At 47.6% G+C, this 14,715-nt stretch carries 10 protein-coding genes; 8 read left to right on the top strand and 2 right to left on the bottom strand.

Going from position 1 to position 14,715, the window contains the following annotated elements; translation table 11 throughout:
* The first annotated feature begins 64 nt into the window (after positions 1-64).
* From MHH92_RS24275 to MHH92_RS24250, 6 genes are all read left to right on the top strand, one after another.
* A complete protein-coding gene (locus MHH92_RS24275; RefSeq protein ID WP_026081491.1) occupies positions 65-994 on the top strand; it encodes an ABC transporter permease in 930 nt (309 codons plus the stop codon).
* Between the two features lie 12 nt (positions 995-1,006).
* Positions 1,007-1,894: a carbohydrate ABC transporter permease gene (locus MHH92_RS24270; RefSeq protein WP_017692544.1), complete on the top strand. Its 888-nt coding sequence runs from the start codon at positions 1,007-1,009 to the stop codon at positions 1,892-1,894.
* 18 nt (positions 1,895-1,912) lie between these two features.
* Positions 1,913-3,418 (top strand): extracellular solute-binding protein, encoded by a 1,506-nt coding sequence (locus tag MHH92_RS24265; RefSeq protein ID WP_101314278.1) that lies wholly within the window; start codon positions 1,913-1,915, stop codon positions 3,416-3,418.
* Between the two features lie 239 nt (positions 3,419-3,657).
* Positions 3,658-7,011: a glycosyl hydrolase gene (locus MHH92_RS24260; protein ID WP_340906882.1), complete on the top strand. Its 3,354-nt coding sequence runs from the start codon at positions 3,658-3,660 to the stop codon at positions 7,009-7,011.
* A gap of 17 nt (positions 7,012-7,028) precedes the next feature.
* Positions 7,029-7,850, top strand: a complete 822-nt coding sequence (locus MHH92_RS24255) for a polysaccharide deacetylase family protein (RefSeq protein WP_340906881.1) — start codon at positions 7,029-7,031, stop codon at positions 7,848-7,850.
* Positions 7,851-7,908: 58 nt separating this feature from the next.
* Positions 7,909-10,086, top strand: a complete 2,178-nt coding sequence (locus MHH92_RS24250) for a glycoside hydrolase family 88/105 protein (protein WP_340906879.1) — start codon at positions 7,909-7,911, stop codon at positions 10,084-10,086.
* A gap of 190 nt (positions 10,087-10,276) precedes the next feature.
* On the opposite strand, the gene MHH92_RS24245 is transcribed toward MHH92_RS24250, so the two are convergent.
* On the bottom strand, positions 10,277-11,152 hold the full coding sequence (locus MHH92_RS24245; protein ID WP_340906877.1) for a DUF72 domain-containing protein: 876 nt from the start codon (positions 11,150-11,152) through the stop codon (positions 10,277-10,279).
* Positions 11,153-11,553: 401 nt separating this feature from the next.
* Here MHH92_RS24245 and MHH92_RS24240 point away from each other — a divergent pair, with 401 nt between their 5' ends.
* On the top strand, positions 11,554-12,021 hold the full coding sequence (locus tag MHH92_RS24240; RefSeq protein WP_340906874.1) for an Lrp/AsnC family transcriptional regulator: 468 nt from the start codon (positions 11,554-11,556) through the stop codon (positions 12,019-12,021).
* On the opposite strand, the gene MHH92_RS24235 is transcribed toward MHH92_RS24240, so the two are convergent.
* A complete protein-coding gene (locus tag MHH92_RS24235; protein WP_315370739.1) occupies positions 12,002-13,207 on the bottom strand; it encodes an MFS transporter in 1,206 nt (401 codons plus the stop codon). The genes MHH92_RS24240 and MHH92_RS24235 overlap by 20 nt on opposite strands.
* Before the next feature lie 737 nt (positions 13,208-13,944).
* On the opposite strand from MHH92_RS24235, the gene MHH92_RS24230 reads away from it, so the two are divergent.
* Positions 13,945-14,688 (top strand): class I SAM-dependent methyltransferase, encoded by a 744-nt coding sequence (locus MHH92_RS24230; RefSeq protein ID WP_340906871.1) that lies wholly within the window; start codon positions 13,945-13,947, stop codon positions 14,686-14,688.
* Positions 14,689-14,715: the final 27 nt, after the last annotated feature.

Below are 14,715 nucleotides of genomic sequence, written 5' to 3'. Positions count from 1 at the left end.
GGGAGACATGATGAACGGGAAGACGGACTGGAATACCAACGGCACTGCAACTGCTCAAGCGGATATGGCAACAAGACCATTAAAACAAGAGTCCAATTGGAAAAGGCAGATCAAACGAAACAAGTGGTTATATGTGCTTGTGCTTCCCGGCTTTTTGTACTTTGTCATCTTTAAATACTTGCCCATGTGGGGGATCATCATTGCCTTTCAGGACTACCAGCCTTTCCTGGGCATCCGGGAGAGTAACTGGGTGGGGTTAGAGAACTTTACGAACTTTTTCTCCAATCCGGACTTCTTCCGACTATTACGTAATACGCTGGTCCTTGCCCTGTATGATCTCATCTTCTTTTTCCCGGCACCAATCATTATCGCTTTGTTATTAAATGAAATTCGGGTCGCTTTCTTCAAAAGAACGATTCAAACGCTGGTCTATGTACCCCATTTTGTATCGATGGTTATTATCGCCAGTATCACGTACGTGTTCCTGACCCCGCAGGGCGGAGTGTTATACGACCTGATCGCCTGGATTACAGGCAAGCCCATTGATGTACTCTCCAGTCCGGGTTCGTTCCGTCCGCTCATTATTGTTCAGATGATGTGGAAGGAGATGGGTTGGGGCACAATCATTTTCTTGGCAGCCCTCGCAGGTGTCGATACGGAACAATATGAAGCCTCCATTGTGGATGGCGCTGGACGATTACGGCGGATGTGGCATATCACACTTCCAGCCATTCGTACGACTATAGTCATTTTGCTCATTCTCAGACTGGGGAACTTCCTCGATACCGGATTTGAGCAGATCTATCTGATGACCAACTCCCTCAACCGGGATGTGGCGGACGTATTTGATACGTATGTGTACACGGTAGGGATTACACAAGGTGCATTCAGTTACAGTACCGCTGTGGGACTATTCAAGTCTGTGGTGGGGATTATTCTGGTGCTTGGCAGTAATAAACTTGCGAAAAAATTCGGCCATCCCGGAATTTATTAAGGAGGAGCGCCCATGAACAGCCGTCTATACAACAGCCCTGCCGGCAAGGTATTTGATATCTTCAATTACGTCATGCTGGGGATTCTGGGCATATTAACCGTCCTTCCGTTCCTGTATATTATAGGGAATTCTTTCGCAACGGAAGCCGAGATCACCGAACGCAGTTTTTTTCTCATTCCGAAGGTGTTTTCCTTCAGCGCGTATGAGTATATTTTCTCCTCGTCCACGATCTTTCGCAGCATTGGTGTTTCCATTTTCATCACGGTGGCAGGTACACTGGTCAATCTGTTCTTCACACTAACGATGGCCTATCCACTATCCAGAAGTGACTTCTGGGGCCGTAACGTCATGATGAACATGGTGATTTTCTCGATGTTATTTGGTGGTGGCATGATTCCAACGTATCTCGTCATTCGTGGATTGGGACTGCTCGATTCTTACTGGGCCCTTATGCTTCCTGGCGCGATCAGCGCTTTTAACTTAATAGTTGTCAAAAACTTTTTTCAGCAAATGCCGCCCGGGCTGGAGGAAGCGGCCCGCATCGACGGCTGTTCAGATCTCGGGGTGCTGTGGCGAATCGTTCTGCCTTTATCCAAACCGGTCATTGCCACGTTTGCTTTGTTCTACGCCGTAGGCCACTGGAACAATTTTTTCTCGGCACTCCTGTACATTTCCGACAGTGACAAATGGCCGTTACAAGTCATGCTGAGACAGATCGTGTTACTTTCGCAAGCCAGTGTCGGCGATATGGCGAACATGGACCCCAATTTTGTACAGCCACCAGAGCAGTCAATCAAAATGGCGGTGATCGTTGTAGGTACCATTCCGATTTTGCTGGTGTATCCGTTTTTGCAGAAGCATTTTGCCAAAGGTGTCATGTTAGGTTCAATCAAAGGCTAAAGCCAAGGGGGAGAACGTATGGGACAAAAAACGGGATTCAAAAAAGGTGCACTGTTACTCTCTGCGTCACTCGTATTGAGTACAATTCTGGGAGCATGCTCCACGGATAAAACAGGTTCAGGGAGCGCTGCCGGTGGAACCGACGAAATTACCATTATGCTTCCGAACTTCGAAGCGGAGAATCCGCCGGAGAACAGCCCTGTCATCCAGAAGCTTGAAGAACTGACCAAGGTGGATGTGAACCTGCAGTGGGTGCCAAGCAGCTCGTATGAAGACAAATTCAACATCACACTGGCCTCGGGAAAGCTACCTCAGATTATGGTGGTGTTAGGGAAGTCTCCAAGTTTCATTAATGCGGCCCGAACCGGAGCATTCTGGGAGCTTGGTCCTTATCTGAAAGATTATCCGAATCTGAGTCAACTGAATGAAATCATCACCAACAATGCATCCATCGATGGCAAAACCTATGGGATCTACCGGGCACGGGCCCTGGGACGTAACGGGGTTACAATCCGCAAAGATTGGCTGGAGAATATGGGGCTGGAAGAGCCGAAGACGATTGATGAATTTTACAATGTGTTGAAAGCGTTCACGAAGGATGATCCAGACGGTAACGGCAAGGATGATACGTACGGTCTGGTTGCCAGCAAATTCACGGGCCCGTGGGATAACATGCAGGTATGGTTTGGTGCACCCAACAAGTGGGGAGATGATGGCAGTGGAGGTCTGATCCCGGCGCATGAGACACCAGAATACATGGAAGCCCTGAAATTTTTCCGGCAAATTTATAGTGAGGGTCTGGTCAACAAGGACTTTGCCGTGATGGATGCAACGAAACTGCCTGATCCATTTGTGAATGGGCAAGCCGGTGTCATGGTGGATGTAGCAGATAATGCACAGCGGATGGATCAGAAAATACTCGATAAAGACCCAAATGCGACAGGACGTGTGGATGTGCTGCAAGCGATGGAAGGTCCAAAGGGATTGCGTGATATGCCAACGTCTGGCTACTCCGGCCTGATTGCGATCTCCAAAAGCAGTGTCAAAACGGAAGAAGACCTGAAGAAGGTACTGAGCTTTCTGGATCAGCTGAATGAACCGGAATTGCAGGCATTGTTGTACAACGGACTGGAAGGCAAGCAATACGAGCAAAAAGAAGACTACATCATACCGAGCACTGACAAGCTGGCACTGCGTGACCTGCAGGGTTTAAATCAGATTTTGATGTTTGTGCCTGAAGACAGAACGCTTCGTGTCCAACAGACACCTGTCCGTGAAAAGGTTGCACAGGTGCAGAAAGCCAACGAAGAGATTGTCATTGCCAATCCTGGCGAACCGCTGATCTCTGATGTTTACGCTCAGAAAGGACCGCAGCTGGACAATATCATTAACGATGCGCGGATCAAATATATCGTAGGTCAGATTGATGAGAAAGGATTCGAAGATGCTGTTGCCCTGTGGAAGAATAACGGCGGAGACGATTATGTCAAAGAAGTTAATGAACTGTACGCTGCACTGAAGTAGTCGTATAAGCCAAAGCCCGGTAGCCGTACTTTCAGCGTAACGGAAATAGCCGGGCTTTTCTTATCGCTGTGATGGCTTGATCCATGAACCAAATTTCATCCAACTTTCTGGAAATTATGACTTCCTGAATATGGTTTTTGATGTATAATCAAATCAAAAAAAACCTATTTGAACTGAAATGAACGTTATTGGTAAAGCTGGATATCATACACTCTTGAACAGGCAGGGAGGAAGGCAACATGTGGAACGGGGATGCTTTTGAAAATCCCGAGGCGCAGTACAGGGTCCATCCCTTTTGGTTCTGGAACGGGGATATGGAAGAAGAACAGGTTAAGCGGCAAGTGGCTGAGATGGCGGCGCAAGGTGTAGGTGGATTCTTCATCTGTCCGCGTCAGGGACTACAGATTCCCTATCTCTCTGAAGCATGGTTCGATAAGGTGCGGGTTGCAGTGCAGGCAGCTGCCGACCATGGCATGCAGGTATGGTTATATGACGAATATCCATATCCAAGCGGGATGGCTGGTGGGGAAGTGACCCTTGATTTTCCTGAAGCGAAGCAGCGACAGCTCGTGCATCATCAGTTGGTGGTTCAGGGGGGAGAAGCTGTGGATCTGGAGTTGCCGTGGGGACGAGTCTTGGTTGCCAAGGCGATTCCCAAGGATGCACAGGGCAAACGGTTGTGGCATGAATCCATTGACTTGCGCAGCAAAATCGGTAATATCCAGACCGATCAGGTGTATCAGGAGACCGGACTCACATCGTATAACCGCAAGCGGTTCTTCACCTACCGAACAGCGTTCCGCTTGTTGTGGGATGTTCCCCCGGGTGATTGGGAGTTGATTATATTTCAAGAAATGGAGATCGATGATTTCAAATATTACGGCAACTTTGTTGATCCTTGCCACAAGGAAGCGATGAGTAGATTTATTGAACTGACACATGAGCGTTATAAGTCAGCGGTTGGAGATCAATTTGAAAGCGTAATCAAAGGCATGTTCTCGGATGAGATTGCACCGCTGGGTCGTATCCCCTGGTCGCAACAGCTTCCCCGTTATTTCAGCGAGCGTTGTGGTTATAGTCTGATCGATTCGCTACCGGCGCTGTTATATGGTGATGTTCCGGACGCGCATCGTATTCGGTATGACTATTACCAGTCACTGCACCTGCTTCTCAGGGAGTCCTATCACAAACAGGTGCATGATTGGTGTGAGGAAGCAGGAATCCAGTACGCGGCAGAGGTGCCTGGCGTACGGATGACCACCCAGTTGTTCAGTCATATGCCAGGTGGTGATTCGGCCCATGAGAAAATTGGACGATCCTTATCGTGGATTCTGGAACGATATGGTCAAAAGATGCGTGACAATCCCAAGATGGTCAGTTCGCTTGCCCGGCAATTGGGCCGAAGCCGCAATCTGATTGAATGTTTTCATAGTGTAGGCTGGTCGATGACGCTACAGGATGCGAAATGGATGATTGATCGAATGGCCGCCATGGGCACTAATTTCTATAACTTTCACGCCTTTTTCTATACGATTGGTGGGCTTGCGAAGCATGACGCACCACCGTCTCAATTTTTGCAGAATCCCTACTGGAAGCATTTCCGGCAGTTAGGGGATTACACCGGACGGTTGAGCTATCTCATGAGCACCGGAACAGCAGACATTCGTATTGCCGTGCTTGACCCAACGACGACATTCTGGAGTCTGATGGGTAATCCGCTGCATGGATTTGAGTATAGCGGCGAGGACGAATCAGAACGGGTGCAACTGGAGCGCCTGACGAAGGACTGGATGAGGATCACGACACATCTGCTCGAAAACAGACGTGACTATGATCACCTTGATCCCGAATTGTTGGCGGAAGCTGACTTAACGGATGGTATCATTCAGATCGGCGTTGCCCGTTATGACGTATTAATTCTGCCACCGATGCTGAATCTGGAGGCCGTGGCCTGGGAACAGGTGAAGCGATTTGTTCGGCAGGGAGGAACTGTCATCTCTGTTGGGATGCCTCCGCATATCGCAATTCAACAGGGAAGTCCAGAGGGAGATGAAGCTGCCCAGTTCTTTGGTGCGGGCGAGCAGCCGCAAGAGGTGTACTGGGGCCGTAGCGTGACAACAGATCACGATAACCGTGAAACCATGTGGCATCAGGGTGAGGGGAGTGCTTATTTTCTACCCGCAGGAACAGGACAAGGAGATGACTTTTCGCTGGAGCTAATCTCTCTCCTGCTCGATCAGGTATTGCCGGAACCCATCTGCTGGATCATGGAGGAGGAAAGTGCCTCCCTGCTGATGCACACCCGTCAATTGTCGGCTGGAGAGCACATGGTTTTTTTGACCAATCAGGAGGGTCAGGACCTGAAGGGTCAATTGAAGCTGGTCGCCAGACAGCTGTGGGAAGGAGCGGATCTGACAGAGGGCGCTTGTCTGGTGGCAGAACGACTTGATCTGGAGACAGGGCAGCTTCAGACATTGCCGTATACGAGTAGTGGTGGGGAATGGTGCATTTCACTAACACTGGCGCCTTATGAAGCGCATGCTGTTCGTCTTACTTTACAACCTGCGAAGGAAGAGGCATTAACAACGAAGGTGGATGTAGCAGACAAAACGGGTTCGGCGTTCGTAACGGATGTATTGGCAGGAGCTAATCAAGCCTGTAAGATCATGGCCCCTTCGGAAGGGCCATGGCGACTCGAAACGGTGCAGCCTAACATTTTGCGAATGGGACAATTCCATCTTCAGGCTTCCAATGTTAATGGTGTGATTCTGGAAAGCCAGCATGTAGCTGTAAAACCGTTTATTGATCAGGCGGCAGAATTATCGGAGCAGCAGCATCTGTCAGTCCAGTTTAATCAGGTATTTGGCACACCGAAAAAAGCATCCTTAGCCTATCCCATCGAATGTCGATATACGACTACATTTGAGCTAAGAACGGCATTGCCTGCATGTTTGTTATTTATGGATAGAGCGGCGATCTCGGGCAGTTGGTCCATGGAGATTAATGGGCAACCACTTGAAAAGGAACAATTCGATCCAATCGAAATAACCGACCACAATAACATTGCTTGTGAGATTACGGAGTTGCTGCACAGCGGTCTCAACGAAATGACGGTCATCGTACAGGTAACGAAAGATGAGGATGGCATTGTGGATCCCTTGTATCTACAGGGAAGATTCGGCGTGGAGTTCCATCATGAAGGCATGGCTTCGCTCGTGCGGGAGTCGGACACGGCCCTTTGTATCGGACCAGAACCGCAGCCGCTGTATCCCCATTTTGCCGGGGAAATGAGTTATAAACGCACGTTCTGGCTGGATGAGCCAGGGGAAGATATTACCTCGTTTGAACTGGAATTTAGCGATTGGCGGGTGCAGGATGTGACGGAAGTGCGGGTGAACGGACATAGTCTGGGTGTGAGATGCTGGTCTCCGTATCGTTGGAAAGGAGAGGCCTCCTGGTTGCGTCCGGGAGACAACGACATTGAAGTACGGATCACGAACACATTAATTGGCCTGCTGGAAGGTACGTATTTTGATTCAGAACATCATCGATTACAGGATGCAGGTCTTGTACCTGTTGAAGAATTGGGATAAAGGAGTGGAAGTAAGGAATGGGACATCGTATTCAGTTTGACCGCTATCCAGGTGGTGTGATGAAAGCGTTAACGCTCAGTTATGACGATGGAGTGGTGCATGATCGCAGACTGGTGGAAATCTGTAATCGGTATGGTCTGCGGGGAACCTTTAATCTGAACTCCGGTACCCTGGGTAATCCAGGCCGCATTGAGGCTGGGGAAGTCGCTGAACTTTATACGGGGCATGAAGTAGCCGTTCACACGGTTACTCACCCTACGCTGCCTTATGTTCCGAATGAACTATTGACCGAAGAGATTATCGAAGACCGAGAAGCATTGGAGCAGCTCGTCGGTTATCCGGTACGAGGCATGGCTTATCCCAACGGAGGGTACGACCGTGCGTTAAGTACCAAGCTGGAGTGGCTTGGCATTGATTATGCCCGTACCGTTGAATCACATGGCAGATACACGTTGCCAGATCGGCCGCTTGAATGGCATCCGACGTGTCATCATAACCATGATCTGGCGGGGCAAACCAAACGTTTTATCCAACATTCCAAAACAGGTACGCCACTATTACTCTACGTCTGGGGTCACAGTTATGAGTTCAATGACAACGACAATTGGGAGATCATCGAACAGTTCGGTGAGCAGATTGGCGGCAGGGACGATATCTGGTATGCCACGAACATCGAAGTGATTGCCTATTGGAAAGCGGTGCAACGACTGGAGTGTTCAGCAGATCGCTCCATCATCCATAATCCGTCTGCCATCCCGGTTTGGTTCACGGCAGATCAGCAGGTTGTTGAAGTGCAGGGCGGAGAGACATTGCGGCTAAGCGAACGAATCAAGGTATAAGGGAAGGGAGCTGACGATCATTCGTTATTTTCATGAGAACGAGGCGATTGCAGGCAAGGTGTACGATTCAATTCCGGATATATTGACAACGGTGGCTCAGCGTTATATTGGCGATCATCCGAAACATTCATTTTTGTTCAGAGCCTATCATCAGGGAGGTTTTCGTAGACGTGGGGACTACCGCTACGACCTGAATCTGAATGAGAAATGCGTAGAGGCGCATGCAGGGCAATACGTGTATGTATGGGGCAAGTTATGGAGCGAGCAGAATGCAACGTTAAATACGGGCCTGAACTGTTATAGTCCGGTGACGATTTACGTGAACGGTGAAGAGGTATTCAAGTCTGAGTTGTTACAGGAGTTATTTCCCGAGCGAAGAACCCAGATTCCGATTTCCGTGAACTATGGCTGGAATGATGTATTGCTGTGTTTTGTCAAAACAGAAGTGGGATTCGGCGGTATCTACGGAACAGCCTCGTTCAAAAATTTCCCGCTCCACTTCCTCACTCCTGGGGCAGATCGTCAGGGTCAGGAGGGCTGGTTACATTCGGAACCCGTCGATGAACCTGTAGTATCTCTTCCTCGTGACGGCATGACGGAAGAAGAAACGGGCCTTTCCTGGTATCCGCGCAGGGGCTGGACAGATGAGGAACAGAGCATGGGTTCTTTTGCCCGCATCTTTGGTACAGAAAAGCCCGCTGTTGCCTACGCATGGTCCAGATTGGATGTAACTTTGCCAGGAACATCACCAGTTATTTTAAAAGGTCGTCATGATGGAGCTTTGACTCTGTATGTGGATGGTACGGAAGTATACTCTGCTGGAGGTAGCGGTAACTTCCGCGTTGAACTTCCTCGCCGTTACGGTACATCCGATCTGGTGGCGAAAGGTGAAATTCAGGCAGTCGGCGGCTCATGGGGATTCACGTTGGAATATGCCGAGCGTTCGGATTCCAAAGGCTGGAGACTGAAATCGCCTCATCCGGTTGCGGGATGTTCTAACCCCTGGCTGTACACGGGTGTGTTTGCTCCCGGTGCTGAACCATCGCATGCCGACATCGTGCGAACCGATACCGTATTTGATGATGGCGCACAAGGTGTGTATTGGCGGGTAGATCTTCCCGACACCCATGTCCGTCCTTACCTGGAGAATACACATTACGGAAAGTGGAATTATCCGCTTGGCGTTACCCTGCTTGGACTGCTACAGACGGGACAGGAATTGGGACGGGATGATTACATTCAGTATGTGCGGCAACATATTGAACTGAGCACTTCATTTGACCGCTATGGTCTGTGGGATCGGGAAGGGTACGGTGCGGCAGGGATTAATAATCAACTGTCTGCCATCGACAGCCTGGATGATTGCGGTTCGTTTGGGTCCACTTTGCTTGCTGCGATGGAGTTCGGTGATATTCGTGGGGGAAGAGATACTGCGGATCGGATTGCAGGCTACATTACGGATGAGCAAGAACGTCTGGAGGATGGCGCCTTTTACCGGGTTCGCGGCAGTGGGGAGATGCGTCAGGAGACGATGTGGTGTGATGACTTGTACATGAGTACACCTTTTCTGATGCGTTATGGTCAGTTGACAGGAGATGCGACGTATTGGGATGATGCGGTCAATCAGTTCCTGATGTTCCGTAAATACCTCTACCTTCCCGAACAACAGATCATGTCCCATGTGTATGATTTTGTGCGTGGTCGGGCGACAGGTATTCCATGGGGACGAGGGAACGGCTGGGTGCTATTTTCATTAACCGAATTGTTATCCATCCTGCCACATGATCATGTGAAACGGTCGGAACTATTACAGTTCTATCGTGATTTAAGTGAAGGTTATTTGGCGCTGCAAGGGGAAAATGGACTATGGCATCAGGTGCTGAACCGCCCGGATTCATATGAAGAAACCTCCTGCACATCGATGTTCATCTACGCTTATGCCCGTGGTATTCGGGAAGGCTGGCTGGAACAGCCAGAGCCTTATCTGGAGGCCGTACGCAAAGGATGGCACGGCATGACACGTTTGTCGATTGACTATAAAGGCAATATATACGGGGTATGCCGGGGCTCCGGGTACTCGTTTACCGCCTTGTATTATCGCGATGATCTGGGCTGGAATCTGAACGATACCCATGGGATCGGCATTGTGCTGTTGGCTGGCATTGAAGCGCATAAAATGAACCAGAAGCTCCGTGAGGCGCATATCGATTCTTCAGTTACAGCCGCGCATCGCTGATGATTGACGCAACGGAACGGATATTTGTGGATAGCCTTCTATAGGTAGATTATCAGCTAAAGAAAGCGGCAAAGCCCCCGGGCTTGCCGCTTTTAGTTTATTTCCAATTTCGAATCCGATCTGCATAAAAGCAATGATAAATACACTTACCTTCACCCAATAATATGAATAACTCCGTTTTTAGCACGTATTAAAATAGCTCCAGCTGCTCCGGTCCTTCTTCCTTCTCCCGTTCAGAACGGTCAGGGAAAGGCTTCACCGGCTGATCCAGCAGGTCCATCATCATCTGGGCATTCGCCGCTGCATCGCCACCGGAGTTGTTATTAAAAATAACATAGACATCCTTGCTCTGCTCCTGCAATTGCTCCAGATATCCTTTCCATTCCAACAGCTCTTCCTTGTTGTAACGGTACAAATAACGAGTCTCGCGCCAATTGGGCGCACCATTCTGATGCCACCCGGACACATTACGTCCGTGCATGCGAACCAGTGTCATCTCGGAATCCGTCGCCTGTGGCACGATGGGGATAGAACCTAGACCTGCCTGAGGTTCGTCACAGACGCTGTGAATCCAGCCTTGCTCTTTCAGGAACGAAAGCGTCCGCTCGCGCATGTCACCTTCATACCAACTGCGGTGACGGAATTCCAGGGCACAAGGAATACCTTCCATTCTCAGTTTCACTTCACGAAGCTCTTTCACGTTGTCTTTATTGCACTCAAACCAAGGCGGATATTGAAACAAGGCTGCCTGCATCTTGCCGGCTTCAATGACCGGTTCCAGTGATTCCCGAAAAGCCTTATACATCTCCGACGTGCTGGTGAAGTAGGGCTTGCCCCGCAGATGTCCGGTCATTCCTTGGTAGGCTTTGATGATAAAAGCAAAGGATTCGGGTGTCTCTGCAGCCCATCGTGCCATTCGATCCCGCGGCTGAACGGCGTAGAAGGAACTATCCACCTCCACGGTGGAGAAGTACTGTCCGTATAGACTGAGCTTGTCCTTGGCTTTGGTACGGTTTGGATAGAGATCTTCCTGATCCCCCCATCCGGTAAGTCCGATGCGAATCATAAGAACACCTCCTGTTGCTTTTTGAACAACCTCTTATAATTAACCGATTTGCAGGTGTATGTCTAACATTATAACGTGTGCATTTTGGCTCTTCAATGTTGGAAACTTACTGGAATTTTTTGAGTTTTGCAGAATAAAGACGTTACAATACATTAAAGCTAGGGAGATGATCAGGCTTGTACAATAGTGACTACAGACAGAGGGCCAGTGACCAAGTGGAGGGCGAGAATGGAGGGCGGAGAACAACTGAAAGTATTACGTGCCATTCATCGGATGCTTCGCCCGGGTGGCAGCTTTATAATTGATTTTATGAATACGGCATTGATGTCCATGAATTGATAAATTAATTTGTATAAACGATAATATAATAATACCTTTAAATTATAAGGAGGATACTTAGAGTGGATCATGTTGATAACCAAATCCTTGTACACCTTCAAAATCAAGCTAGGATTTCCATGACTGAACTCGGTAGATTGGTGGGGCTATCCCAACCTGCTGTAACGGAAAGAGTCAAACGGATGGAGGAAAAGGGAATTATTCAGGAATATCGCACAATCATTTCTCCGCAAAAAACCGGAAAAAATGTTGCCGCCTATTTCCTGTTTAGTACTAGAAACTGTAATGTTTTTCTCGATTTTGTTCGGTCGTCACCCTTTGTTGTCGAGTGTCATCGTATGAGCGGAGAACACAATTTTTTAATGAAAGTCATTGCCGACTCTACATACGCACTTGAAGAGTTCGGCAATGACTGTGATAAATATGGAACGTATACGATTCTAATTGTTATGTCTTCACCCATTGATTATAAACCCATCATTCCATCTCTCGAAGAGTTGAAAAATGAGTCTATCCACTCTTTGTTGTGAATCCATGTTCTTTCGCTTTCCATACTACGAGTAGCGCAATGAGTACGAGAATAAGCATAACCCATGGAAATGAGAGGACATCAACTGTTACAAGAAGGGCCGCACCAATTAACCCGCCAGCGCTTACAGCCAAATTCCATGCTGTTACCAGCATAGACTGAGCCACGTCCACATTATCACCAGAAGCTTCAGCTACAGCCGTTTGAAGCAGTGAAGCGGCTCCGCCAAAAGTCAGCCCCCACAATGCAGCAGCCAAAAAGATCCCTACTGGCTGACTGCTACTTATCCCAAACATCATAGATGCTAGAGCGAAACCCGCAAGGCTGCATAGAATCAATGGACGAAGCATGCGGTCAATCCATATTCCTGTAATCCAGAGCCCCACAACCGATGCAATACCAAAAACAAATAGTATAATGTCAACACGTTGAACAAGCCCAACTTGAGCGAGGTAAGGCGTAATATATGTGTATAGAATATTGTGAGCTAGTACCCATATTAGTACGACAAACAAGATAGGGCGAATCCCCGGTTTAACGAAAACTTTATGAAGGGGAAGTCTCTTATTCGTTGATTGACCAGCAAAGTCTGGAACTTTTAAGAGTATCCAAACGATTAACAAGACAGTAAACACTGACATGATTCCAAAAACTGTACGCCAGCCTACAAGAGTGCCGAGTATTGTTCCCGCGGGAACACCAAGCGCCATAGCCAAAGGTGTACCTATTCCTGCTACCGCCATAGCTCGACCTTTGAGCGAATCAGGCACCATGCGGCTAGCATAACCTGCTAACATTCCCCACAAAACACCTCCGGCTGCACCTGCCAAGAATCGGGCAACAAGAGTTATTGTGTAACTGGAAGATAGAGCTGTAACACTGTTAAACAAGAAAAAACAAATCAAGCTTAGCAACAACAGTGGCCGCCTCCGCCAACCGCGTGTAGCTGTAGTTAGTGGAATTGCTGCCAAGACAGAGCCAAGGGCATACAACGTTATGAATTGCCCAGCTAATGCCTCTGAGATTCCAAGTCCTTCGCTTATCTGTGGCAATAAACCAGCCGGAATGATTTCAGTTAAGAGACTTATAAATCCAGCTAAGGCAAGCGGAATTAGCCCTACCCATGGGAGGCGGACAGAAGATGCAGCATCCGCAGTGTTACTATGTGTGGTTTTAAGTTTTTTCAATTTATGCCCTCTCCTTTTGAAAATCTTGTACTTACAAAAATATTGCTCAATTGGCATATATAAGCTTATCAAATCAAATAGCAACCTTACATAATCGAATTAAAGTGAATGTATTTTTAAACCTATATATTATATTTATAATGAGGATATTTCCTTTGATTTTAATGTAAGCGTTGTTGCCACTTAAAAATTCATGAATCAGATCCATAACAGATTAACTGTTACAGACAATATTTGAGACTTATAAATAGATACCTCTACAGATTATGTTAAACAACCTCTCTAAGAAGGGGAAAACTTCTATTCCTCGAATTTTTTTGATTATGTATTTAAAATTAATGAACAGAATACGATTCGAAAATAAGCTATAAGTTAATTGAAATAAAGATAGGAAAAGAAGGTAGTCCAGAATAAAATTCTGGCTACCTTCTTTATTCAAACGGTTCTTTCTATTAAATCTGGGTTTTTATTAACGTTGATTTGTGTAAATATTATTCATTTATGTACATGTTTTAAGTGCTCAAGGTTAATGATATACATTTTAATAATGTTGTACATTCAATAAACAGAGTATTCCCTCGTGTGCATTTTGGCTCTTCAATGTTGGAAAATTACTGGAATTTTTTGAGTTTGCAGAATAAAGACGTTACAATACATTAAAGCTAGTGGAAATGATCAGGCCTGTACATAGCGTACTACAGATAGAGAGCCAGTGACCAAGTGGAGGGCGAGAATGGATGACGGAATGGTATGAAAAGAGTTTTGGAGAAGATTATCTTCTCGTATACAAGCACCGGGATGTGCAGGGTGCCCATCAGGAAGTACATAAAATGATTAATTGGTTGAAGCTTGAGCCCAATTCTGAAGTATTGGATCTATGCTGCGGTATGGGACGGCACTCCATGGCACTTGCTGACGCAGGATTGCGAGTGACCGGAGTTGATCTGTCCGATGTGCTTCTACGTGAAGCGCGCCTAATGGACACTGAACACCGAGTATCTTGGTGTCACGCAGACATGCGTGAACTGCCGCTGAAAGGTGGCTTTGACGCTGTAGTTAATCTGTTCACATCGTTTGGTTATTTCCTGGAGGACGGAGAACAATTGAAAGTATTACGTGCCATTCATCGCATGCTTCGCCCAGGTGGCAGCTATATTATTGATTTTATGAATACGGCTTATGTAACGCGTCATCTGGTGCAGCACTCCGTTCGAGAGGATGAAGGACAGCGTATTGAGGAGTATCGCAAGATTGAGAAAGGGTTTGTGCAAAAGGAAATTCGCATTACGGATACCACATCCGGACATGAACCGCGGGTATATCAGGAACGTGTGAAGTTGTACACACGGGAACAACTGAGTCAGATGTTAAGTGCCGCCGGACTCCGGGTAGATCAGGTACATGGCGGCTATGATGAAGAGAAATATGACGAGCAGACTTCTCCGCGCATGATTTTTGTTGGTCGTCGTCCTGTGGAGTGAACAGAGACAGTCTGGAAGGGGGATAAC

It is taken from the genome of Paenibacillus sp. FSL M7-1414 (assembly GCF_038003195.1).
In the GTDB taxonomy this organism is placed as follows: Bacteria; Bacillota; Bacilli; order Paenibacillales; family Paenibacillaceae; genus Paenibacillus; species Paenibacillus amylolyticus.
This window is presented reverse-complemented; position numbering and strand designations above follow the sequence as displayed.

Bases quoted from the DNA above. Each gene is read 5' to 3' on its own strand.
- MHH92_RS24230 (WP_340906871.1), top strand. From the start codon at position 13,945: ATGACGGAATGGTATGAAAAGAGTTTTGGAGAAGATTATCTTCTCGTA.
- MHH92_RS24275 (WP_026081491.1), top strand. From the start codon at position 65: ATGGCAACAAGACCATTAAAACAAGAGTCCAATTGGAAAAGGCAGATC.
- MHH92_RS24265 (WP_101314278.1), top strand. From the start codon at position 1,913: ATGGGACAAAAAACGGGATTCAAAAAAGGTGCACTGTTACTCTCTGCG.
- MHH92_RS24270 (WP_017692544.1), top strand. From the start codon at position 1,007: ATGAACAGCCGTCTATACAACAGCCCTGCCGGCAAGGTATTTGATATC.
- MHH92_RS24255 (WP_340906881.1), top strand. From the start codon at position 7,029: ATGGGACATCGTATTCAGTTTGACCGCTATCCAGGTGGTGTGATGAAA.
- MHH92_RS24245 (WP_340906877.1), bottom strand. From the start codon at position 11,152: ATGATTCGCATCGGACTTACCGGATGGGGGGATCAGGAAGATCTCTAT.
- MHH92_RS24260 (WP_340906882.1), top strand. From the start codon at position 3,658: ATGTGGAACGGGGATGCTTTTGAAAATCCCGAGGCGCAGTACAGGGTC.